Origin of the sequence: Lacticaseibacillus nasuensis JCM 17158 (assembly GCF_001434705.1) — a bacterium.
Lineage (GTDB): Bacteria > Bacillota > Bacilli > Lactobacillales > Lactobacillaceae > Lacticaseibacillus > Lacticaseibacillus nasuensis.
Window position 1 is genome coordinate 20,315 of the sequence record NZ_AZDJ01000016.1, and the last position, 23,025, is coordinate 43,339.

18 protein-coding genes are annotated in these 23,025 nt (G+C 56.2%); 6 read left to right on the plus strand and 12 right to left on the minus strand.

All coding sequences use genetic code 11. The features are described 5' to 3' along the window. Positions 1-31: 31 nt before the first annotated feature. From FD02_RS04490 to FD02_RS04500, 3 genes are read right to left on the minus strand one after another with little or no spacing between them, the layout of a single operon-like run. On the minus strand, positions 32-1,243 hold the full coding sequence (locus FD02_RS04490; RefSeq protein ID WP_054722011.1) for a restriction endonuclease subunit S: 1,212 nt from the start codon (positions 1,241-1,243) through the stop codon (positions 32-34). Further along, positions 1,233-2,843 (minus strand): type I restriction-modification system subunit M, encoded by a 1,611-nt coding sequence (locus tag FD02_RS04495; RefSeq protein WP_056950833.1) that lies wholly within the window; start codon positions 2,841-2,843, stop codon positions 1,233-1,235. Before FD02_RS04495 ends, FD02_RS04490 begins: the two co-directional genes overlap by 11 nt. An 11-nt stretch (positions 2,844-2,854) precedes the next feature. After that, a complete protein-coding gene (locus FD02_RS04500; protein ID WP_056950834.1) occupies positions 2,855-5,926 on the minus strand; it encodes a type I restriction endonuclease subunit R in 3,072 nt (1,023 codons plus the stop codon). 369 nt (positions 5,927-6,295) lie between these two features. On the opposite strand from FD02_RS04500, the gene FD02_RS04505 reads away from it, so the two are divergent. Both FD02_RS04505 and FD02_RS04510 read left to right on the plus strand, forming a co-directional pair. Beyond that, positions 6,296-6,781 (plus strand): hypothetical protein, encoded by a 486-nt coding sequence (locus FD02_RS04505; RefSeq protein ID WP_056950837.1) that lies wholly within the window; start codon positions 6,296-6,298, stop codon positions 6,779-6,781. 24 nt (positions 6,782-6,805) lie between these two features. Then, positions 6,806-8,830 (plus strand): AAA family ATPase, encoded by a 2,025-nt coding sequence (locus FD02_RS04510; protein WP_054722015.1) that lies wholly within the window; start codon positions 6,806-6,808, stop codon positions 8,828-8,830. 42 nt (positions 8,831-8,872) lie between these two features. Here the strand turns inward: FD02_RS04510 and FD02_RS04515 are convergent, their stop codons facing one another. From FD02_RS04515 to FD02_RS04535, 5 genes are all read right to left on the minus strand, one after another. Then, positions 8,873-9,670 carry a metallophosphoesterase gene (locus FD02_RS04515; RefSeq protein WP_056950839.1) on the minus strand — a complete coding sequence of 266 codons (798 nt, stop codon included), beginning with the start codon at positions 9,668-9,670 and terminating at the stop codon, positions 8,873-8,875. Between the two features lie 29 nt (positions 9,671-9,699). Beyond that, positions 9,700-10,500, minus strand: a complete 801-nt coding sequence (locus FD02_RS04520) for a hypothetical protein (protein WP_056950842.1) — start codon at positions 10,498-10,500, stop codon at positions 9,700-9,702. 176 nt (positions 10,501-10,676) lie between these two features. Next, a complete protein-coding gene (locus FD02_RS04525) occupies positions 10,677-11,543 on the minus strand; it encodes an ROK family protein (protein ID WP_056950844.1) in 867 nt (288 codons plus the stop codon). Between the two features lie 129 nt (positions 11,544-11,672). Then, the gene (gene glpK / locus FD02_RS04530) at positions 11,673-13,175 is read right to left on the minus strand and encodes a glycerol kinase GlpK (RefSeq protein WP_056950846.1); all 1,503 of its coding nucleotides are present in this window, start codon (positions 13,173-13,175) and stop codon (positions 11,673-11,675) included. A gap of 99 nt (positions 13,176-13,274) precedes the next feature. Next, positions 13,275-14,381, minus strand: coding sequence for an SLC13 family permease (locus FD02_RS04535; RefSeq protein ID WP_056950848.1), 1,107 nt, complete (start codon positions 14,379-14,381; stop codon positions 13,275-13,277). Positions 14,382-14,577: 196 nt separating this feature from the next. Here FD02_RS04535 and rlmH point away from each other — a divergent pair, with 196 nt between their 5' ends. Then, positions 14,578-15,057: a 23S rRNA (pseudouridine(1915)-N(3))-methyltransferase RlmH gene (rlmH, locus tag FD02_RS04540; protein WP_054722023.1), complete on the plus strand. Its 480-nt coding sequence runs from the start codon at positions 14,578-14,580 to the stop codon at positions 15,055-15,057. A gap of 129 nt (positions 15,058-15,186) precedes the next feature. Beyond that, the gene (locus FD02_RS04545) at positions 15,187-15,600 is read left to right on the plus strand and encodes a pyridoxamine 5'-phosphate oxidase family protein (RefSeq protein ID WP_054722025.1); all 414 of its coding nucleotides are present in this window, start codon (positions 15,187-15,189) and stop codon (positions 15,598-15,600) included. Between the two features lie 56 nt (positions 15,601-15,656). On the opposite strand, the gene FD02_RS04550 is transcribed toward FD02_RS04545, so the two are convergent. After that, positions 15,657-16,202 carry a GNAT family N-acetyltransferase gene (locus FD02_RS04550; RefSeq protein ID WP_054722027.1) on the minus strand — a complete coding sequence of 182 codons (546 nt, stop codon included), beginning with the start codon at positions 16,200-16,202 and terminating at the stop codon, positions 15,657-15,659. 122 nt (positions 16,203-16,324) lie between these two features. Further along, a complete protein-coding gene (locus FD02_RS04555) occupies positions 16,325-16,525 on the minus strand; it encodes a hypothetical protein (protein ID WP_054722029.1) in 201 nt (66 codons plus the stop codon). Between the two features lie 164 nt (positions 16,526-16,689). On the opposite strand from FD02_RS04555, the gene FD02_RS04560 reads away from it, so the two are divergent. After that, on the plus strand, positions 16,690-17,982 hold the full coding sequence (locus tag FD02_RS04560; RefSeq protein ID WP_056950919.1) for a replication-associated recombination protein A: 1,293 nt from the start codon (positions 16,690-16,692) through the stop codon (positions 17,980-17,982). 8 nt (positions 17,983-17,990) lie between these two features. After that, positions 17,991-19,178 (plus strand): acetate/propionate family kinase, encoded by a 1,188-nt coding sequence (locus FD02_RS04565; RefSeq protein WP_056950849.1) that lies wholly within the window; start codon positions 17,991-17,993, stop codon positions 19,176-19,178. 52 nt (positions 19,179-19,230) lie between these two features. Here FD02_RS04565 and ndk read toward each other — a convergent pair whose 3' ends face one another. Then, positions 19,231-19,644 carry a nucleoside-diphosphate kinase gene (gene ndk, locus FD02_RS04570; RefSeq protein ID WP_056950851.1) on the minus strand — a complete coding sequence of 138 codons (414 nt, stop codon included), beginning with the start codon at positions 19,642-19,644 and terminating at the stop codon, positions 19,231-19,233. A 314-nt stretch (positions 19,645-19,958) separates the two neighbouring features. After that, positions 19,959-22,802: a cation-translocating P-type ATPase gene (locus FD02_RS04575; protein ID WP_056950853.1), complete on the minus strand. Its 2,844-nt coding sequence runs from the start codon at positions 22,800-22,802 to the stop codon at positions 19,959-19,961. Positions 22,803-23,025 lie beyond the last annotated feature (223 nt).

A 23,025-nucleotide genomic window follows, 5' to 3' on the forward strand; every position in this document is an offset into this window, starting at 1 on the left:
CGCCGTGTACATTATTGAGGAGGATCTGGGGTTATACGAATAGTTTTTGTAAGTATGCTTGTTTTAGCTGGGTTAGCGCGTCTAGCTTGTGTTGTTGAAGTGCAATAGTATCGTCAAGGTTAGTTAGGAACCTAGAAATGCAGTTTTGTTCGTCCACTGACGGTAGGGCTATAACCTTTCCTTCCATAGTCGCTTTCGTAATGTGAACCATGGTTGAACCATTCAAACTATTAGTCATTTGGGACTGATCGGCCTGCAGAATCTGTACCGCAAAATCTTTCGTGATTAGGTTAGAAAGTTCCACCTTCCAGATATGATAGTGATAGATCACTCTTGGCCCTTGCCAAATATGAGGCCCGAAAGCGGTGGCCCAAGTATAGAGAAGATCACCTTTATCAGCATAATTCTTAACAGGAAGTTCCAAATCGGAATAATACCATTGATCATTGGTATTAAAGTTCCCAACTCTTAGGACCGGATACTTTCCTGAATCTAATAACTCATCCTGTTTATACGCTCTACCGTTAATAAAATCTGCAACATCTCCAAGTTTGTGCTGCACCCAATCCCCGTCAAAATCAGCAAACCTTAATTCAGGTTGCTTGGCGCTCCCCACCGGGAAGAGTTTTTGCAGGTATCCCCGCTTTAACTGCTTTAACAGATCAAGCTTTTCTTGTTGAAGAGTGAGAATACTATCACAACATGACACTAGGCCAGAAATCTTACGTTGTTCAGTTAAAGAGGGATAAGTTAACGTAATTTGCTTCAAGTCCCCGTTATGAAGGTGGACTATTGATCCGCCTTGAGCTCTTTTCACCATTTCCGCTTTTTGTCGTCCATTGGAGACTGTCAACGCTAAAAATTCCGGGTCCACATTCTTATCTGGGTATATAACGTTAAGATCTCCCCCTAAAAGGATGCCAGATCTTGTGACTACAGAAGCTCTAGAAATATCGAGTGCAGTCTCTCCTGATGCGGGGACAATAACTTCTCCACCTGTACTTTCTAGTCCCTCAGATTCAGGATCAACATATGTAGTAGCTCGATCTATAACCGTTCGATAATTAGTGTACATGCTTCCGTACAGAATTATGGGGCTACCAGCTTCAGTCAAATCTGATTTTGAAAATCCCGTACCCTTTCCAAATTTTGCAAGGTTAGACAGCTTCCGTTGTACCCAATCATCATGAAACCCTTTAAATCGCAGTTCAGGGACCATTATCTTCTGTTTATTATTCGCCATCGCGTTTTGTCTCCACTAGCTGCGACTCCATTTCGGCAAACTGTTTCTCAAGTTCTGCTAGCTGTTTGTCGACGTCTGCAATCTGTCGCTTAACGTCTGCAATGTCAATCGGCGCCTCTTCCTCAAAGGTATCAACATAGCGGGGGATGTTGAGGTTATACTCGTTCTCCTTGATCTCATCAAGCGTCGCCACGTGCGCATACTTATCGACGTCTTGCCGCGCTTGATAAGTAGTGATGATCTTGTCGATGTCGGCTCGGCGGAGTTTGTTTTGCTTCTTACCCTTTTCGAAGTCGCTAGAGGCATCGATGAAGAAGATGTCCTTAGTCGTGCGGTTCTTCTTGAAGACGAGGACGACGGTTGGAATCGAGGTGGAGTAGAACAGGCCTGCCGGCATGCCGATGACGGCATCGAGGTAGTTATTCTCGATGATTGCTTGGCGAATCGTGCCTTCCGCCGCGCCGCGGAATAAGACGCCATGAGGGAGGACGATGGCCATAGTGCCGCCAGCATTCAGGTGATAGAGGCCATGTAGTACGAAGGCGTAGTCGGCCTTTGTTTTGGGCGCCAGCTTACCGTAGCCCTTAAAGCGGGGATCTTTGAGCTTGCTGTCGCTGTTATCCCAGTTAGCGGAGTAGGGCGGATTAGCGACAACCGCGTCGAAGCTGCGGGGGTGATCGACGCCATTGATTTCACCATCTGGCCAGTCGCCTTCCAGCGTATCGCCGTTACGTAACGTCATGTTCTGATAGCTGACGCCGTGCATCATGAGGTTCATGCGGGCAAGGTTATAGGTGGTGGTATTCAACTCCTGCCCGTGGAACTGCACACGGCCGGGTTCGTGGCCGTTCACGAGTTGGTCTTGAACCGTCAACAACAGCGAGCCGGAACCCATAGCGGGATCGTAAACGGTAAACTGACCATGCTCAGGGGCATCGAGCGTTGCCAGCTTGGACAAGACAACCGACACTTCATGCGGCGTGTAGAATTCGCCAGCCTTCTTACCCGAGTTGCCGGCAAATTCGGCGATGAGGTATTCATACACGTCGCCGATGATGTCGTGGCCGGATTCGTCGTTATAGTCGAACTGGTCGATTAACTTCACCACACCGTTGAGCGCCTTGGCGCGGGTGGTGGTGGAGTTGCCGAGCCGCGTGTTGCCGAGGTTCACGTCGGCGAACACTTCGCGGAAGTCGCTGGACGCATACGGATTGATGGCCGCGTTGCGATTGAAAGCATCGAACATATCCTGATAGTCTGACGGGCGAATCTCGTCGTTATTGACCTTGTCGCGAATCGTCGCCCAGGTGTAATCGGGGTCGATCGCATAGCCTAGCGCGCCGGCCATTTCGCTTTCGTAGTCGGCTAAGTCGTCTGCCGTGGCGTCATGGCGGTAGGCATCATTGATGGATTGGCCCGGAGCGGGTTCAACGATGTGATTCTTCACCAGGTATTGTTCCTGATGTTCGGAGAGGTATCGGTAAAACATGAAGCCCAAGATGTAGTTCCGGAACTCGGAGGCATCCATATTGCCTCGCAGTTCGTTGGCCATGGCCCAAAGCTGGCTCGTGATGTCTTTTGCGTTGATTTCTTCAGTCATTCATTGTTCTCCTAATAGTTGTCGATCAGACTGTCTGCAAAGCGCTTGATGGCTTCGCGGACTTCGGCCCGGTATTTAATCTTAGTCAGCGCCTGAACCTGCTCATCAGCGGCGTCGTCGCGGTAATGCGCCTGGCCCTTGTTGATTAGGTTGGTGAGGGTGTTGTCAATGTCGAGGTCGTCGGCGTTCTTGGCGTGGCGGCTTAACATGGCATCCATGGCTTCAACGTTGATGTCTAGTAACCCCCACTTGGTGCGAAACTGTGAGATGGCGCGACGCCGCGTGCGCTGGGCATTGCCGGCGACCAACGCGCGAGACTGGTTGGCCTGCATCGGATAACTTCCCGCGGTGGTTTCACCGCTACGGATGTCGCTAGCCGTTTGTTTAACCTGCTTGGCATACTTGCGGTCTTCCAGTTGATCGGCCGCCTTATTGACCTCGGCGACCGTGGCGTCGGCGGCGTCGTGATCCCCGGTGTGCACCTGGTTGGCCAACTGCGCAATCAGCTCATCGAGGTAGTCGTAGTTCACCTGGACTTCTTCGACGTGCTGCATTTCCAGCGTTAGGTCCGAGAAATCGACGCCGCGCCGCTGGGCAATGCGTTCCTTCAAGTCGTTGGCCAGGCTACCGGTCAGAACTTGTTCCTGGTCGCTGGTTAGCCCGATTTGGTTCAATAGCGTTTCGGGATGGTCGTAATCGTAATGCTGGTCCTGCTTGAGCTGATTGATTAGTCCGTTGTAGCGCTTGAGCAGGTTGTACATATCTTCTTGCTTGCTTTCACTAGCAGGTAAGTCCGTGAAGTTCCGGGTGGTATTGCGCAAGTCGTTAACGACGCCTCGGGCGTTTTTAATGAGGTCCTCGAAGTCCGGTGCCAAGACGCCTGGTTCGTCCCCGTCTCCGACTAAGTCGAGCTGGAGGTTGGCAGAACCGCGGTTGGCGTAAACCTGCAAGGCGTCGTTCATGAGTTGTTTGCTATGGACTGGCCAACGGTAATTCACAATTCGGCCGTAGGGTTTATGCGTCATGTTCTCGATACGGTTGGTGCGCGAGTAGGCCTGAATCAGGTTCGCGCCTTGCAGTGTGCGATCGACGTACAAGGTGTTAAGTTGTGGTGCATCGAAGCCGGTAAGTAGCTGGTCGATGACGATAACTAAGTCAAGGTAGTTGCCATCATCGATGGTGCGGTTGAGCCGGGAGACGACGTTTTCCGTGTATTCTTTGACGGTGGTGTCGTCGAAGTGTTCGTTGAAGAGTTGGTTGTAGTCTTCGATGGCTTCCCGCAACGAGCGGTTAGCTGCCAGTTGCTCGTCTTGGTTGTTGGTGCTTTGCGAGAAGGTGATGGCCACCTTGAGCGGATGCTTTTGGGATACGTTTTGCTTCTTGAATTCGCGGTAGTACATCATGGCCATTGGGGTCGAGGCCTTGCCACCACCCACGTGCGTGGTCAACAACGCCGCATACCGGTAGTCATCCGACCGGTTGCGCCACTTCTCGAAGATGTTTTTCACCACGAGTTCGACGTGCTGGGCGTTCATGTCATAGACGCTGGGCAATACCGCATCGTCCATGTCTTCGGCCGTCATGCCGTTAATCTTGTTGCGGATATCGGCGGCGGTCCAGTCGGGATGGCTGGCTCGGTAGAACTCTGGCAAATATTGGTCTTTTAGGGCCTTGTCACTCAAGGTGGTGTCAAAGTCCACTTTGAAACCGAGGACGTTGCGATCGGCGATGGCCTCACGAATCGTATAGATGTGCAGCGGCTTGCCGAAAAGCTGCTCGGTGGTAATGCCATCGAAGCTTGGTGTGCCGGTATAGCCAAACCAAGCCGACTTCGGGAAGGCCTTCTTGATCCGTTGCAGCATTTCCCCGGCTGTGGACCGGTGAGCCTCGTCCACGATGAAGACGATGTGCTTGTCCGGTGCCTTGAAACTGGCACGTTGCGTGAGGCGGTCGAGCTTTTGAATCGAGGTGACGATGATGCCGCCTGGTTCACGCAGTTTCTTGCGCAACACGCTGATGTTGGCGGTGTCCGAGACGACACCATCCTTGTTCATGTCATTAGTGCCCGGGTCATAGGCGGCATAGTTGGCCGCCGTCTGGTTCGTCAAGGCCACGCGATCGACCATGAAGACGACCTTGTCGACGTTAGGGAGGCGAGAGGCCAACCAAGCGGCCTTGAACGAACTGATTGTTTTGCCTGACCCGGTGGTGTGCCAAATATAGCCAGCCTCTTGTGGATCCAGGCCAAACTGAAAGCCGCGTAGCTTCCGGATGATGTTGCGCGTTGCGTAAACCTGGTAAGGCCGCATGACCTTGATGGCCTGCTTGTTGCGCGTACCATCCAAGATAATGTAGTTCGTGGCCATTTGGTGCGCCATGGGGATGCTTAGCATGAGGTTGGCAAACTCCCGCCAGTCACGCACGTTGGTACTATCGGCCTCGCGTTGCCACTGGAAGGCGAAGGCGGTATTGAATTTATCCGCGGGCGTATTCGCCATGTAGCGGATATTATTCGGCGTCATCCCAATGAGAATCTGCAGCGTGGCAAAGATGCCGGTGTATTGTTGCTCGTCAATGTACTGCTGCATCTGATTGAGCGCCTCGCGAGCGTCGTGCGCGGCTTTCTTCTCTTCAATCTGAATAATGGGCAAGCCGTTGATCAGAAGTGTCGTATCGAATCGGCGATCGTGCCGGCCAGCCAACACTGCGGGGCGTTCGATTTGGTTGACGATTTGGTAGCGCGTGTTGCCTGCGCCGACCTCGTCTTGGTCGAAGACGGTGAGGTAAACGTGCTCGCCATTGTCGAGGTTGACCTCGACTTGGGTAACACCATTGAGGCCATAGATGAAGCGCCCGGCCTCATAAGGGGTCTTGAGCTTTGTGATTTCGGCTTTGACTTGTGCAAACTCGAGTGCCGACAGGGGTTGGCTGAGGTGAGGGTTGTTCTGCTCAAGGATGTGTTTAAAGTTCGCCCAGAGCTGATCAGTATTCTTAATACCTGGTTCGTATTGCCATTGCTTCGTGCCACCGATATGACAAAGGTGCTCAATTAATTCTGATTCAAAAGCAAGTTCGCTGGTCATCGTTATCCCCCATCTCCGTTTGGTTGGTTTCTGCTTCATTCAAGCACAAAACTCCAGCCTCGATTATCTCACAATGATTGATGTGGTGGGGGAGTGAATTCGAATCATGATTGAGGAGACATGCCAGAAATTGCTAGCAAATACAGTCCAAAATAAATTCCAAAAAAATATTTATTCGGCGCCGCATCAACTGCTCAAAGTCTCAGCAGGTTATTTAATTTATTTCTCATAATTCCCCAAGCTCAACAGCGACACGGTTTTCAGCCGATTTCGCCCACTCAGAAGTAGTTAACAACGTTTATCAACTGAAATCCGGAACCGTGGTATAAATGTCTCACGCGTCGCAAAAAGCCGAATGGAGGTCGTGAAATGGATAAGCAGGTTCAGGTGCTAGCGCTCATCGAACAAACCGTCAAACCGGCTGCGTTGTTGGCAGCCACGACGCAGAAGGGCGAAGCTCAAGCAGCGCCCCGGCGAAAGTTGATTATCGATACGGTGGCCCAAGCACAGCCCGACACTCCGGTGATGACCGTTGCCTTCGATTGTGTCGTTGCGCTGTATCGGGCTAGCGGGGTGCCGCTGAATTTTCCGGAGATTCACGCCGAGCTTGAAGAAGCGAAGCGACATGGGCGCTCGTTTGCCGATCATGCGGCATTTATTCTGCCGGATAAGACCGCAATTGATGCGTTCACTCAGCGCGGCTGGGGGGCCTACACCTTAACGTTGGATACCGCTGCGTTGGTGGCGTTGCTAACTGGGACCACGCTGGGGGATTTCACGGACGAGGAATACACGCACCTGGTGACGCTGAGTCCCGAAGCGAAGCAGTGGGTGAAAGCACACGTCCAACTGTAATCGGCAAAGATAGGGGGAGTTTAAATGCTTTATTATCTGATTGATGTGACGTTAATGACTGGCCAGCAGTTTTATCAAGAGGACCCGGATGAGGCCGAGAGCAATCCGTTTCCGAAAAGCGACGACACCATGAGCCATGCCGCCAAGATTGAGCGCAAACTGGCGGAGCAAGCCGGGCAAAGCTGGGAGCTTGCCATGACACAGCTGGCCCCAGCGCAGTGTCGGATTGCGTTGGTCAGCCGCGATGTCGTGCCGGTACGCAAAATCATCACGCAATTCATGACCGCATTAGGCGTGAATGCCGAACGGATCGATAGCCGCGAAGTGACCTTAATGGCCATGGATACCGAGCTAGGCCAAGTGAAGCTGTCATACACGTGGCAATTGACCGAAAGCGGACGCTGGACGCGGTTTGGCGTTGGTTCGGTCGCCAGGCACATCACCTATGGCTGGCGTAATCCGCAGTATCGTGAGCATGTGTTCCAACCGGCCACCCAACCTGAAGTGATGCAGGAAGCAGCCAAAATGGCGACCGGTCAGCTGCGCGCTGAACTCGCTCGCGTGTATGCCAGCAAGCCAGTGGGGCAGGAACAAGCCGTCGATTATTTCACGGTGGCAGCAGACGCGACCGCGCTCACCAAGCTGCTCGAGCCACTACTGCAAGCGAAATTTGCCCAAGGCTGGCTCCAGTCACAACGCTACGTGATTGTGAGCGATTTTGAATTTAACGATTACACCCAGCCAGACTGGGCGACCCTGTTTCGCGCCGCGGTGGGAGGGACCATCGTGATTCAGCTTGATCACCCAATTATCGCGGTCAGCAGCGGGTTGCAAAAATTTGCCGCCATCATGCGGGAATACGCGGACCGGGTACTGGTCATCTTTAATCTGCCTTCTGCGAGCCGGGCCACCCAGCAATTAATTGCCAACTTGTTACCGGAGCAACTGTTCATTGCGATTGCTCAGCCGCCGATGACACCGACGGAAGTACTGCAATATGCGGCGGCTGAGGCAAAGCTGCAAGGCTTGACCGTGGATGCGGAACTGACGGATACGCTGAAGAAGCTGAAGTATCCCGTTACCATAGAAACGGTGAAGCAGCACGTGTTACGCTGGCAGGGCCAACAAATCCGCCGGGAACGTCATCCCGAGTACGCGGCGGTCGAAGCGGTGACGCCGACGCTGCCGCATCAAGGCGGGGTCGCGTATGCCGAGCTGAACAGCTTGATTGGGCTGAACTCCGTCAAGCGCCTCGTGCGCTCGGTCATCCAGAATTATCAGGTCCAGCGGCTACGTGAACAGCGTCAGCTGAGTGAAGAAAAGCCCAGCCTGCACATGGTTTTCACCGGCAACCCCGGCACGGCCAAAACAACGGTAGCCCGACTCATCGCCCAAATCTTGAAAGATAACCAAATCCTGCGGGTGGGGGACTTAATCGAGCTGGGGCGATCCGACCTGGTCAGCCCGTTCGTCGGCGGCACGGCGCCGTTGGTTAAGCGCCGGTTCCAACAAGCGGCAGGGTCCGTGCTGTTTATCGATGAGGCCTATTCGTTGCTGGATGGAGGCGCTGGTTCTTTTGGGGCCGAGGCCATTACGACCATTGTGCAGGAAATGGAGAATCATCGCGATGATGTGGTTGTGATCTTCGCTGGGTACCCGCAACCGATGCAGGCGTTTCTCGACCAGAATCCGGGCTTGCGCAGCCGGATCCCGTTCCAGATTCAGTTCCCGGATTACACCAATGATGAGTTGATGCAAATCGCGACGCTCATGCTCAAACAGCGACGGCTCCGCCTCGGCACAGGAGCCAAGGCCAAGTTGGCCGCGTTGGTGGCGGCGACCCGGCGCAATGATCCGGCCAACTTTGGCAACGGCCGCACGGTACGCAGCTTGATTGAAACAGCCTTGTTGCGCCAAGGCGAACGGCTGATGAACCTGGGCCATGAGCCGAGTGACCGAGAGTTACAGACGCTGCGTGCGGCGGATTTTGTCGCACCGACAGCGGCGACGACTCGTGAAAAACAGATTGGGTTTCTTTTGCCCAGTTAACCAAAATACGCGTGCAGTCGTTTGGCTGCACGCGTATTTTCGTTAATCTTCGTAGGCATCGATTAGCATCCCAGTCTCACTATCGAACACGGCGATATTACCCAGCTTGGTGTGCGGCTGGCCGCTGCCCACCCCGCCGTCGATGAAATATCTCGGCATTTCGTTGGGATACTGAACAGCATAGATGGCATTGCGCTCAGATTCAGTCTTGGCGGGATGCACGTTACCGGCATACCGCCCCGTGATACGGGCGGTTGGCGTGTGTCCTGTGACGACACTGAAAGCTAGCGGGTTGTGAGCGAAGAGCCCCCAGTGCGCTGGCACGTACCAGTATTTGGCATCGAGCCATAGTTGATCGTGGCGGCTTGTGTCTTGAAGCGGATGGGGCAACGTTAGGTCTAACCCGGCATGCACAAAGCTGAGCTTGCCGAGTGTGTAAGAAAGGGGTAACTGGCGTAGCCAAGCAATCAATTCGGGCTGGTGGTTTAGAAGTAGCTGGCGAGCAAATTGTGGACCTTTGTCTGTTGTCCAGTCACGCGTCGCCGCACGTAACGTCTCTTTTCCGCCGTAGTCAAGCCAAGCCGATTGCGTCGGTGATGCCAGGTAGTCGAGTAGGCCTTGTTCATGATTGCCCAGCAGTACAATGGTGTGCGCCGGATCATGTGCCTGCATCGCGCGGATCTGAGTCAGCAGGGTCAGTCCGTGGTTAGGGCCATAGCAATCGATGTAGTCGCCAAGAAATACCGTGACTGCTTCGGGGTACATGAGCTGTACCTCGCGCAGTCGGGGCAAGGTAGCAAGCTGACTATGCGGGTCACTTAATGCGATAACGATGGACATGGGGGCACCTCTGACAGTTGCTTAATTAATTATAGTGCATCTTCTGGCAGATCCTTGATGTAATTGGTAATGCTGGTGGTGAGTTCCTGAACGGGTTTCTTCATCATGGCTGGAAAGTCTTCATAACCAGTAGTAAAAGCACGGTAATGAGGATATTTTTGGTAGATGAGCGCATTGGGGAAGCTCTTCTTTAACGAGGGAATGAAAGAAACAAGATTGGCATGCATCAGAACCAAAATGAAAGTATCAGGGACGCCCAGCCCTTTCTTAAGTTCAGTTTCGAGTCCCGCAATGTTCGCAGCAATCATGCCCGGATGTTTTTCAATATAATTGTCTAAATCTGTAGCAACGGGCGTTGGTGCACCTGTCATTTCGTATTGATCTGAGTGAGAATCTTTTGGTAAGAATTTCAGAAAATCGGTACAGTATGCTCCGCATACAGGCGAATCAGGGGAAAAGTACGGGAAGATTGATTTCCCGGTCTGTGATGGGTTGTGCTGGTTCGTGAAAGGGGCGACTTTATGATCTTGTGCCATTTGTTCAATCGATTTTGATTTAGCTTCAGCTGTTTTGATGCCAAAATTATAGCCTAGGAATACCACCCCTTTTGTTAGGTGGCCAGCCAAATATTGGTCAAAAAATTGGGGATCTCCGATGGCACGCTGGTAGTATTGTTCTGCATCATAGTCATTAGAAGGTAGTCTTCCATTTTTGCTTTCTAACGCTGATGGCCAGTAAGCGAAACTACCGACGTGGGAATAATCTTTTGCAATGTCGGAAAAATCCTCATAGGTGACACGGGTACGCTTAATATACTCTGAAATTTCCATTATGTTCATCTCCATTAAATATAGTATTGATATTCTTTAAAAGACAAGATAAGTATTGCATAGCAAATGTTGTACAACTCAGATATATTCAGTTTTGCGCAAAGTTCAGCAAATATATTATAAAAGCCCCACTCCCATCCAGGAAGTGAGGCCATCACCTGCGCGTAAACCGCTCGCTATTCCCCCAGCACCTGCTTGGCTAGGGCAAAATCGCCAACGGTGGCACTGGCGTTATTCGCGAACTCGGTCAGCACAACCAGGTCATCCGGCATGGTGACGTAGCCGTTGTTGAGTTCCTTCATATACTTGCGCACCTTGGGTAACTCGGTGGCGGAAATCACTGAGCCGCCGAGGATGATTTTTTCGGGCATCAGGTTCAAGTACGCGTCCAGGCACAGCTGGGCGACGTAGTAACTGACGAAGTCGAAGACGCGATCTGTGCGCGGCAGGTCTTCACCGCGCTTGCCCGTGCGCTTTTCGATGGCGGGGCCGGAAGCGAGGCCTTCGAAGCACTTGTTGCCGTGGAACGGGCAGACGCCGGCGAAGTCGTCGTCGGGGTGCTGCATCACCGTGGCGTGGCCCATTTCGGAGTGCGAACGGCCGCCGATGAAGTGGCCGTCTTGAATCGCGCCGCCGCCGATGCCGGTGCCGATGGTGAAGTACACGGCTGAGTCGACGTCCTTGGCCGCGCCTTGGATGTATTCGCCATAGACGCTGGCGTTGACATCGGTGGTGAAGAAAATCGGAATGTGCAGCGCGGCCTTGAGCTCGCCGACGATGTCCGTATTCGCCCAGCCGGGTTTCGGCGTGGCAAGGATGCGGCCATAAGTGGGGCTCTTCAGGTTCTGGTCGATGGGGCCGAACGACCCGAGGCCCAGCGCGGCCACCGGGTGAGCGGTGAAGAAGTCGATGCAACCCTGGATGGTTTCGGCCGGGGTCGTAGTGGGGATGCGATCGCGGTCTTGAATGTTGAAATCGGCATCGGCCGTGGCCAGCACGAACTTCGTGCCGCCAGCTTCGATGCTGCCAAGTAATTCAGTCAAGTGAAACACCTTCTTGCGTTTATTTTGTCCCTTTCATTATAGCTGAAACCGGTTGCTTGTGGCGCCGTAGCGAAGCAAAAAGCCAAGCGTTTCGCCTGACGGCCGAAATACTTGGCTTACTGGGATAACTCAACTCGGCTTGAAGGCCATCGTCGCTTGTACGGCGGCGCGCCAGCCAGCGTATAGCCGCTCGCGGTCGTTGGCGGCCATGCTTGGCGTGAACCGCTTGCCGACCTTGGCCAGGGTCTCCAGCTCGGCGGTGTCGTGCCAGAACCCGACGGCGAGCCCGGCGAGGTACGCCGCTCCGAGCGCCGTGGTTTCGAGGTTGGCGGCGCGCTCTACCGGGGTGCCGAGAATGTCGGCTTGGAACTGCATGAGGTAGTCGTTATTCGCCGCTCCGCCATCGACCCGCAGAGTCGGAATGGCGATGCCGGTGTCTTTTTTCATTGTGTCGACGACATCGCGGCTTTGGTAGGCGAGGGACTGCAAGGTGGCCTTGATGAAATCGTTGCGGGTGGTGCCGCGGGTCAAGCCGAAGACGGCGCCGCGGGCATCGGTGTCCCAGTAAGGCGCGCCGAGGCCGGTGAAGGCGGGCACGACATACACTTCGTCGCGGCTTTGCGAGGCGCGGGCGGCGGCTTCGGAATCCGGCGCGTGGTCGACCAACTCCATCCCGTCGCGCAACCACTGAATTGCGCTGCCTGCGACGAAGACGGACCCTTCGAGCGCGTAGTTGACCTTGCCGTCGACGCCATAGCCGATGGTGGTCAGCAGGTTGTTGGCGGACATGGTCGGCTGTTCACCGGTGTTCATCACAATGAAGGACCCGGTGCCGTAAGTATTTTTCACCATGCCGGGTTGCAGGGCGAGCTGGCCGAACAAGGCACTTTGCTGGTCGCCGGCCATGCCCGCGATCGGCACGGCACTGCCATAGAAGTGGTAGGAGGCGGTGTTGGCGTAGACCTCAGAGTTGCTACGAACGGTCGGCAACATTGCCCGGGGAATATTCAGGAGCTTGAGGATCTCCGGGTCCCACTGCAAGGTGTGGATGTTGAACAGCATGGTGCGGCTGGCGTTGGTGTAGTCGGTGACGTGCACCGCACCGCCGGACAGCTTCCAGGTCAGCCAGGTGTCGATGGTGCCGAACAGCAGCTCACCGTTTTCCGCGCGCTCCTGGGCGCCCGGCACGTGATCGAGAATCCAGCGAATCTTCGTCGCGGAAAAATAGGGATCGATCAGCAGGCCGGTGTGATCGTGAATCAAGTCGGCATGCCCGGCGGCCTTCAGCTGATTGGCGATGTCGGTAGTTTGGCGCGACTGCCAGACGATGGCGTTGTAAATCGGCAGGCCGGTTGCCTTATCCCACACCACGGTGGTTTCGCGCTGATTGGTAATGCCGACGCCGGCAATCTGCTTCGGCTGGATGCCGCTGTTGATGAACGCCGTGGCGATGGTGGACAACACCGCGTTCCAGATTTCGTTAGGGTTGTGTTCCACCCAGCCGGGCTGCGGGAAGTATTGCGGGAATTCGCGCTGGGCCTCGGCGACGGGCTGGCCGTCGTGGTCGATGATCACGGCGCGGGTGCTGGTGGTTCCTTCGTCGATGGCCAAGATGTATTGGGTTGTTGCCATAAGTTCCTCCTCTACCACATTGTGATGTAACCGCTTCAACTATCTTACCGCAATTCTAGCGGGGCGGGACAACAAAATAGCCGGCAACAGCCGGCTATTTTACGCGACGATTTCAAGAATCACCCAGCCCAAAGCTCCGAGGATGATTAACCCCACGAAGTTGAAGGCCGTGAAGCCCCAGAAGAACTTGGCCGGCTGGTGGTTGCCATAGTCGGTGTATTCCTTGAATACCAGCAGGTTGCACATCGACCCGACGACGGAACCAAGCCCGCCGATGTTGGAGCCGAGGAACAGCGCCGCGACCATGTTGGTAAATTTCCCAATTAACACGGTGGACGGGACGTTGCTGATGAACTGGCTGGAGATGATGCTGGTGAGGTAGACGCTATGCTCGCTGGCCATCAGGTGTGCGATGACCCGAGAGATCCACGGCACCTGGCGCAACACGCTGGTGATGACGAAGAAGCCGCCGAAGGTCAGCACAATGGCGTAATCGACTTCGGTGAGGATCTTCGGATTGAACCCAAGCGCCAACACGATGGCGGCGACGGCTCCGATCCAAGACGGCAACCAGCCCATGACCCCGGTGAAAATCACCAAGGCGACGCCACAGGTGATGATGGTCGGCCGCGCCATGATGCGAATGTCTTGCACCGGCACGGTCGGCACGGGGGCCTTGCGCACGAAGGCGACGAAGCCAATCAAGAGAATCACGCTGGCAATCAACAGCGGCACCGACAGCTTAAAGAAGTCCAGCAGCGGAATGTGGAAGTGATTCATCAAAAAGATGTTGTGCGTGTTCCCGAAAGGCGTGAAGGCCGACCCGAAGTTAGCCGCCATGCCGATCAGCGTCACCGGCAGGATCTCCGGCAGCTGGTATTTTTTCGCGATGTTCAGATACAACGGCACCAAGGTGATGACGGTGACGTCATTAGTCAGAAACATACCGGCGAACAGCGCCAGCGTCACGAACAGCGAGGTGAGCTGGCGTGTATTGCTGGCATGACTGGTCAACCGGTAAGCGAGGTAATCCAGGATATGAAGGTACTCGAAAACTTGAATAATGGTCATCATCGCGAGGATGGACCAAAGCGTATCGAAGTTGATGTCTGCAAGTCGTGGCCTAGCAATAAACAAGCTCAGCACTGCAATGACCGCGGTAATCTGTAATACCCGGTCCTTGGCAATGTTCTTTATAACGGTCATTCGCAACCCTCTCCAAATTGGCTCAACAGGTCTATTTTGCGCTTATCAACCCACGCTGACAACGGATGGAATGTAAAAGTCGTGTAAACATTCGGCTTTTCGCCGGGTGTGTCACCGACTTTAGGCAACTGATGCAGTCATTTTTGGAAACCGGTACAATGGAGTTAATGATTTCCCGGGAAAAGGAGCACGTGCTGTGAATATCAAGATTATTGGCGTCGGTAAGCTGAAGGAGAAGTACTTCAAGGATGGCATCGCCGAGTACCGCAAGCGCCTGACCAAGTTCGCCAAGGTGAACATCGTCGAAGTGCCCGACGAAAAGGCCCCGGAGTCGCTGTCCGAGGCCGAAATGACCCAAGTGAAAGCCGTAGAAGGCGAGCGCATTCTGGCCAAGATTGCCGACCGGGAGTGGGTGATTGCGCTGGCCATCGAAGGCAAACAGCGCCCGAGTGAGCAGTTTGCCAAAGAAATCGCTGACTTGGCGACGTATGGCCGCTCCGATATCACCTTCGTCATCGGCGGTTCGCTTGGCTTGAGTCCGGCGGTGATGAAGCGCGCCAATGACACGCTGAGTTTTGGCCGGCTGACCATGCCGCACCAGCTGATGCGGCTGGTGCTGATCGAGCAGATCTACCGCGCGTTCATGATTAATATTGGCAGTCCGTATCATAAGTGAGGCGGGTCGGCCCGGCGCCACGTCATCGCCGCATCGTCAGACTTGTATTCCCATCAGCAACCGCTTACGATTAACCACAGGCAGGCATGTCGCATGCCGAGTGTCTTTGTTAATAATGGAGGGATTATTTTGAGTGATCTAAAAGATGTTGAACGGATTATCAACAGCGCCAAGCAAATCGCTGTGGCGACCTTGACGGAAGATGGCAGCGCCCCTGACGTGCGCATTGTGTTGGGCGTGTTCGATGCCGCCAGCAATCAGGTGTTGTTCATGACCAGCCCTCAGGCGGAAAAAGCCGCGGAGATTGCGGCGCACAGTCAGGCCGCCTTCGCAACGCCGCAGTTTGGCGACAACGATGTGCTGCGCGTGCGCAAGGCTACGGTCAAGCCGATTAACGTGACGCCGGCACAGCTCGACTTATACAACCAGCAGTACCCGCAAACTGCCAAGTATGCGGCCCACTCCGCGTTCTTTGCGTTGAGCTTCAAGCAAGCCGAACTCACGATTAAGGATGAGGCCAGCACCGTCGATATTCCGGCGTAAGCCTCGTGACGCCAAAGAACCGCCAGCGCCCATGTCGGCGCTGGCGGTTCTTTGAGTTATTGGCGAAACCGGGGATCCTCGGCGACGCGCTCGCGAGCCAGGCTTAAGTGCAGCCAGCCTTCGCGATCGAGCGCTGGAGTAGCGGTGAATTCCCATTGCTGGTACAACCCGATGGCGCCGGTGGCCGTGTCGGGCAGCTGCGCGGTGACCTGGGTCAGCCCGAGTTCGAAAAACGCGAAGCCCACCATGCGCGGCAACACCTCGACCATCACCTCGCGGTCGGTGGTCGGCAGCGTTTCGAACTGCACGGTGGCGGTGGTGCGATCGGCGGCAAAGTGCGCGATGGCAAAGCTGCCCAGCAAGGCGCCGGTTTGCCGCGAGCCGATGCCGTACAACAAGGCGTTGTTGTTCATGACGTCGAGCATGGCCCGATTAAGCGTTCGCGCGGCTTCCTCGAAGCTCGTGGCCACCGGGCGGTCGGATTGCGCGGCCGCCTGCGCGTCGTGGCGCAAGGCGAAGACGTCTTTTAACTTGAAGGTGGTGAGCCAGTCGAGTCGGTAGTGGGCACTCAAGATGGGGTGGTACTGTTCAAATTGGGCCATTAGTCTTCAGTGATCCCCGTGTCGTGTTCGTCGGTGAGCGGGTCGTTGAAGTTGCGGTGGTAGTAGTCGGCAGAAATCACCTTGAACTTCTCGTTGGCAAAGCGGCCGAACAAGTCGCCGACCTAGCCGACCAGCAGTGGGGCGCCAGGCAACTGCAGCGTTAAGGTGCCGCTGGCCGCTTGGGTGACGTATTGCGCGTTTTCGCCGAAGAATTGGCTGAGCGTGGCGGCGGGCACGCCTGGTTGAACCAGCAAGAAGTGGGACATTTTGGCCGTGGAAAAGGCGGTAAACTCGCCGGTGGGGAACTCGGCAGACTGTGACATGGGGGAATCTCCTTTCGCGTGAAAAATCATATCGACTAGTATACCACGCCGCGCGCGTCTTGGCTGAGCATGGTATAGTTAAGGGAAAGCGCTGTTAAAAAGGGGTGATTGCGACGCCATCATTATTCGATCAACAAGCTCAGTTTCAGCCGCTGGCCAGTCGCATGCGGCCCATCAGCCTCGACGAAATTGTCGGCCAACCGCAGCTGCTAGGGCCGGGCAAGGTTCTGCGCGCGGCGGTCGAACACGACGCCTTAGGGTCCATGATTTTCTGGGGCCCGCCCGGTGTCGGCAAAACGACGCTGGCGCAGGTGATTGCCCGGGCGACCAAGGCCCAGTTCGTGACTTTTTCTGCGGTCACTAGCGGCATCAAGGAGATCAAAGCCGTCATGGATGAGGCGGCGAAGAATCAAGAGCTCGGCGGGCGCACCATCGTCTTCGTCGACGAAATCCACCGCTTCAACAAGGCGCAACAAGACGCCTTTTTGCCTTACGTGGAAAAAGGTAGCATCATCTTGATCGGCGCGACGACGGAGAACCCGTCGTTTGAGGTCAATGCCGCGTTGTTGTCTCGCCTGCGGGTGTTTGTCTTGCAGCCGTTGAGCACCGCGGACTTGGTCGTGCTGCTTAAGCGCGCCTTGAGCGATCCGCGCGGTTACGGCCTCAGCCACGTTGGCGTGGCCGACGAACTGTTGGGCCAAATCGCGGATTTTGCTAACGGCGATGCGCGCGTGGCGCTGAACACGCTGGAGCTGGCGGTCACGGATGCGCAAGGCGCGGCCCAAGGCGACGAGCCGATCACGGTCAGCGCCAATGCCGTCAGCCAGTTGCTGTCGAAAAAAGCGTTGCTGTACGACAAGCACGGTGAGGAACACTACAACCTGATCTCGGCGCTGCACAAGTCGATGCGCAACTCCGATGTCGACGCCGCCATTTACTGGCTGGCGCGCATGCTGGAAGCCGGCGAGGACCCGTTGTACATCGCCCGGCGGCTGGTGCGGTTTGCCAGTGAGGACATCGGCATGGCCGATTCTCGCGCGCTTGAGATTACCGTGGCCGCGTTTCAGGCCTGCCAGTTTCTCGGCATGCCGGAGTGTAACGTGCACCTGACCCACGCCGTGACCTACTTGAGCCTCGCGCCGAAGAGCAACGCCGTTTACCTGGCGTACAACGCCGCCAAGAAAGACGCCACCGAAACGCTGGCCGAGCCGGTGCCGCTGGTGATTCGCAACGCCGTCACCGACTTGATGGATGATGTCGGCTACGGCAAGGGGTACCAATACGCGCATGACGCACCGGATAAGCTGACCACCATGCAAACCATGCCCGACAACCTGATCGGGCACCATTATTATCAGCCCACCGAGATGGGCAGCGAGGCTAAGGTCAAGGCCCGCCTCGCCCAGATCAAACGCTGGCACGAGGAACACGACCAGCCCAACCAGAATAAGGAGTGAAGCCTGTTATGCCCAAGATTTTAGCCGTGAATGCCGGTAGTTCGACGTTGAAATGGAAGTTATTCGAGATGCCCAGCGAAACCCAGCTGGCCGATGGTTTGATCGATCGCCTCGGGCAAGAAGACTCGACGGTCAAGATCAAGTATGGCGATGGTCAAGTCTATAAGGACGGCCACCCGATTCGCAACTTCCAAGAAGCCGTCGCCGACGTCATGAGTCAGCTCAAAAGCCTGCACCTCGTCGAGCACCTGCACGAGATCAAGGGCATCGGTCACCGCGTCGTCGCCGGTGGTGAGGACTTCAAGGAATCGGCGGTGGTGGATGATGCCGCCTTGTTGAAGATTCAAAACCTGCGCGACTATGCGCCGCTGCACAATCCCACTGAGGCCAAGTACATCGCGGTGTTTCGCAAGATGATGCCGTGGACGGTGAACGTTGCCGTTTTCGACACCGCGTTTCACCAAACGATGCCGGCGGAAAATTACCTCTACGCCATTCCGTATGAGTATTACGAACGCTACGGGGCGCGCAAGTACGGCGCGCACGGGACCTCGGTGCGCTATGTCAGTGCCCGCGCCGCCGAGCTCTTGCAACGGCCGCTGGCGGAGCTAAAGCTAATCGTGATGCACCTGGGCAGCGGCTCCAGCATCACCGCGGTGCAAGGCGGCCACAGCGTCGACACCAGCATGGGCTTCACACCGCTGGCCGGCGTGGCGATGGGCACACGCAGCGGCGACGTCGACGCCTCGGTGGTGGCTTACATCATGAACAAGCTGAACATCACCGACGTCAACGAGATGATCCACATCCTCAACAACGACTCCGGGTTGCTGGGCATCTCCGGCTTGTCGGCCGACCAGCGTGACTTGGAGGCGGTCGAAGACACCGATCCGCGCGCCAAGCTGGCGTTGGATATTTTTGCCAACCGGGTCGCCAAGTACGTCGGCAGCTACGCGGCGGTGATGAACGGCGTCGATGCACTGGTCTTCACCGGCGGCGTCGGCGAAAACGGCATCGACATGCGCCTACGCATCATGCGTCACCTGTCCTATCTTGGCGCGACGGTAGACGAAACCAAGAATCACGTGCGCGGCAAAGAAACGGACCTGTCCGCGGCAGACGCCACGGTAAAGACGCTGCTGGTGCCTACCAACGAAGAATTGATGATTGTGCGCGACGTGTTCGCGCGGCTCTAACCCCTGATGGCAGAAGACGCCTGCAGCAGCTGCTGCAGGCGTCTTCTTTGGTTTATGCTGGTTGAGGCCCGAAGAACCGGGCAATTTCGACTTTTGCGTGCTCGACGCTATCGCTGCCGTGGACCAGGTTGTAGTTCAACGAGGTACCAAAATCGCTTCGAATCGTCCCGCGCTCGGCCTTCAAGGGGTCGGTGTTGCCTTCGATGGCCCGCACCCGGGCCACCGCGTTTTCGCCGCTGATGATGGCAAAAAAGCACGGGCCGCTTTGCATGTACGTCTTGAGCTCCGGGAAGAACGGCTTGTCGACGACTTGGCTGTAATGCGCGCGCAGGACATCATCAGTCATGGTGTCAATGTAGCACTGGTCGATGTTCAAGTTGGCGTCTTCGAAGTATTGCAGAATCTTGCCGACCAAATGGCGCTGCAGGCCATCGGGTTTGATGATGATCAAGGTGTGTTCATTCATGCTGAGCCTCATTTCACATATTCTTGTGTCGATGCTATCACCGCCTCTAGTCAGTGTAAAGGGACCCGGCCCTTTGCCCACGCAAAAAGGCGGCAAGCGCCGCCTTTTCGGCTCACGGCCACAGCCAAGATCGACGCCGACCAAAGCGCCGAATGTGGGGTGAGCGCACACTGCATCATTGCGTAACAGGAGGTCTTCGACATCCCGTCGTGTAGGGCCCCGAAGCATCTCGCGATGGTCGGTTGCTACATTGTTTATTATTTCACAGATGGCTAAAAATGCAACCGCTTTCCTAGAAAAATTCTGCCCAAATCTTAGTCGCGGGCAGGCACGCCCGGTTGCCCCGGCTTGGCGTACGGCCGCCGGGCTGGCCACAGCGCCCAAATCAGTTCCTTGAGGCCGGACAACACGAAGGTCGGAATAGCCGGCAGGAAGGCGACGGCGAGGTACAACTGGCCGGATAGCGGCGCCGTGCCCATCACCGTGTTGAAAAACGGCAACAGCGTCACGAGGACCGAGGCGATGGCCGCAAAGGCGACGGCAAAGACGAGTTTGCCATTGCTGAACGGATTGCGGGCGAATAGGGTGCGCGTGCTGCGGGCGTCAAAGACGTGCCATAGCTGGCCGAACACCAAGGTGAGAAAGCCTAGTGTCTGCGCTTCCGCCGCGCTCATGCCGGCGTGCGCACCCCAGAGGAAGGCGACGTACACGAGCCCGCCCATCACCGTGCCGCGCACGAGGATGCGACCGAGCATGCCGTGCAAAATGCTGGCGCGCGGATCGCGCGGAGGCTGTTGCATCAAGTTGGCCTCGGGCACGTCATAGCCTAACGCAAAACTCGGGAGGGCGTCGGACACCATGTTCACCCACAGCACCATGAGTGCCGTCAGCGTCGGGGTGGTGGCGCTGACCTGACCCACACCTTGCGTCATCAAGACGACGCCGAACAGCAACGCCAGCACCTCGGCGACATTGGTCGTCAGTTCGTGCCGCATGAAGTTTTTGATGTTGCCAAAAATCGTGCGGCCCGCCGCCACGGAGCGCTCAATGGTGGTGAACTGGTCATCTAATAGGATGAGATCCGCCGCATCTTTAGTCACCTCGGTACCGTTGATGCCCATGGCGATGCCGATGTCGGCGGCGCGCAAGGCCGGCGCATCGTTGATGCCGTCGCCGGTCATCGCCACGACTTCCCCGTGGCGTTGCAAGGCGTGGACGATGCGCTGCTTGTGCGCCGGCGTCACCCGGGCGTAGACGCGAATGGCCGGTACAATGTCATACAAGGCCTGGTCGTCCATACCTTCAAGCATGGCGCCTTCGATGACCCGCGCCGCGGAGTCGGTGACAATGCCCAGGCGCAACGCGATGGCGCGGGCGGTGGCGGCGTGGTCACCGGTGATCATCACGACTTGCACGCCGGCTTGGTGCAGCGTGCGGACGCTGTCGCGGACCTCCGGGCGCGGTGGATCGATAATGCCAGCCACCCCCAATAGCGTGAGGTGGTGTTCCAACTCGGCGGCCGTGCCTTGCTTGGCCAAAGCTTCCGGAATGTTGCGCAGCCCGACAGCGATGGTGCGCAAGGCGTCATCGGCGAAGGCGAGCACCTGTTGCTCGACTTGGGCGCGGGCCGACTCGATCGGGGTTAAGCCGCGTTCCAGCGCCACGGTATCGGTATGATTCAGCAACACATCCGGGGCGCCTTTGGTCAGTACTTGATACTGACCGGCGTCTTTGATGACGACGCTCATCATTTTGCGCGTGCTGTCGAAAGGCAGGACACGCACAATCTCGATGTCGAGGTCGTTATCCTTGGCCAGCAACTGGTCGCGGTCGATGCCGGCCTTGTGCCCCATCACCACCAAGGCGACATCGGTGGGGTTACCGTAAGGCTTGGCCGTGCCGTCATCATCTTTGGTGATGGCGGCTTCGTTGTTCAATACGGCTGCCAACATGAAGCGGCGATACGCTGTTGCATCGGTGGGCTCACCGGCAGCGTCGAGGATTTCCCCAGCTGGTTCATAGCCGTTACCTTCCACTTGATAGGTGCGCCCGCCGGCGAAAAAGCGGGTGACGGTCATTTCGTTTTTCGTCAAGGTGCCGGTTTTGTCCGAGGCGATGAAGCTCGTGGCGCCGAGGGTTTCAACCGCGTTCAACGACTTGATGAGCCCCCTGGCGGCTGCCAGCTTGGTGGCGCCGATGGTCAACACGATGGATAACACGGCGGGTAAGGCGTCGGGGATGGCAGCGACGGCCAAGGCGATGGCCGTCGACAAGGCTTCGGCCGCCGCGGTGATCGACAGCGTGCCGGTGGCGGCATACGCCTTGAACAGCTCCAGGCCTAAGGTGAGAAAGACGATGGCGATGGCCACCACCATCAGCTTCTTCGACAAGGCGTGAATGGTTTGCTCGATGGGTGTCTTTTTTTGCTTGACCTGGTTCAATAAGTCGGCGATTTGGCCCAGCTCGGTGTGCATGCCGGTAGCCACCACCACGGCCAAGCCGTTGCCGGCGACCACGGTGGAACCAGAGTAGCCCATGTTGGTGCGGTCACCGAGTTGCACTTCGGCGGTGATGGCGTGCGTTTGCTTTTGAATCGGCTCGGCTTCCCCGGTGAGGTGCGCCTCGGTAGTTTGCAGCTCGGCCACGTGCAAGAAGCGCACATCGGCCTCGATGAAGTCGCCGGTTTTCAGGCTAATAATGTCGCCAGGCACCAGGGCGGTGGCGGGGACGGTGAGCCACTCACCGTCGCGGCGCACCGTGGCGTGGTGATCGGCCATGGTTTTCAGCGCCGCCAAGGATTTTTGCGCGCGTTGGGCCTGCCAAAACCCGAGGGCGGAATTCACCCCGATCAGAAGCAGGATGGCGATGCTTTCGTAAATGGCCGCCATGCCGTGCGCCTGGTTGCCGGTGACGAGGAAATCGTAACCGGCGCTGGCCCAGGCGAGGACCACGGCGACAAATAAAATAATCACTAGCGGCTCCTTGAGCGTGGCGAGAAACTGGCGCCACGCTGGCACTGGCGGCGTGGCCGCCAAGGCGTTTTCGCCATACTGGTTTAGGCGCGCGGCAGCATCGGTACTGGTGAGGCCATTGGCGCGGTCGGTGTGCAAAGCTTGCAGGACGGCCTGCTTGTGGTTCCGGTAGGCTGGTGTGGTCATCTTGGTCCCCCTATGTGAGTGAGCGATGAGTCGGCGGCGCGGTGAAAAAGCGCCAAAAAAAACGGCATGAAGAGCTGCCTTCCTCCCCAGGAAAGCGTCTCTTCAAGCCGTAGCCGAACCGTTTTTTGAATTACTTGCTTATCCATAGTTTAACGAGAAACTAATTCGCCTGTCAAGCTTTTTGCGAAGGACATGGTTCAGCGCCGCAGGTTATCCTTGCGGC

Coding starts and splice junctions, on each gene's coding strand:
- FD02_RS04490 (WP_054722011.1), bottom strand. CDS start 1,243: ATGGCGAATAATAAACAGAAGATAATGGTCCCTGAACTGCGATTTAAA.
- FD02_RS04495 (WP_056950833.1), bottom strand. CDS start 2,843: ATGACTGAAGAAATCAACGCAAAAGACATCACGAGCCAGCTTTGGGCC.
- FD02_RS04500 (WP_056950834.1), bottom strand. CDS start 5,926: ATGACCAGCGAACTTGCTTTTGAATCAGAATTAATTGAGCACCTTTGT.
- FD02_RS04505 (WP_056950837.1), top strand. CDS start 6,296: ATGGATAAGCAGGTTCAGGTGCTAGCGCTCATCGAACAAACCGTCAAA.
- FD02_RS04510 (WP_054722015.1), top strand. CDS start 6,806: ATGCTTTATTATCTGATTGATGTGACGTTAATGACTGGCCAGCAGTTT.
- FD02_RS04515 (WP_056950839.1), bottom strand. CDS start 9,670: ATGTCCATCGTTATCGCATTAAGTGACCCGCATAGTCAGCTTGCTACC.
- FD02_RS04520 (WP_056950842.1), bottom strand. CDS start 10,500: ATGGAAATTTCAGAGTATATTAAGCGTACCCGTGTCACCTATGAGGAT.
- glpK (WP_056950846.1), bottom strand. CDS start 13,175: ATGGCAACAACCCAATACATCTTGGCCATCGACGAAGGAACCACCAGC.
- FD02_RS04535 (WP_056950848.1), bottom strand. CDS start 14,381: ATGACCGTTATAAAGAACATTGCCAAGGACCGGGTATTACAGATTACC.
- FD02_RS04550 (WP_054722027.1), bottom strand. CDS start 16,202: ATGGCCCAATTTGAACAGTACCACCCCATCTTGAGTGCCCACTACCGA.
- FD02_RS04555 (WP_054722029.1), bottom strand. CDS start 16,525: ATGTCACAGTCTGCCGAGTTCCCCACCGGCGAGTTTACCGCCTTTTCC.
- FD02_RS04560 (WP_056950919.1), top strand. CDS start 16,690: ATGCGGCCCATCAGCCTCGACGAAATTGTCGGCCAACCGCAGCTGCTA.
- FD02_RS04565 (WP_056950849.1), top strand. CDS start 17,991: ATGCCCAAGATTTTAGCCGTGAATGCCGGTAGTTCGACGTTGAAATGG.
- ndk (WP_056950851.1), bottom strand. CDS start 19,644: ATGAATGAACACACCTTGATCATCATCAAACCCGATGGCCTGCAGCGC.
- FD02_RS04575 (WP_056950853.1), bottom strand. CDS start 22,802: ATGACCACACCAGCCTACCGGAACCACAAGCAGGCCGTCCTGCAAGCT.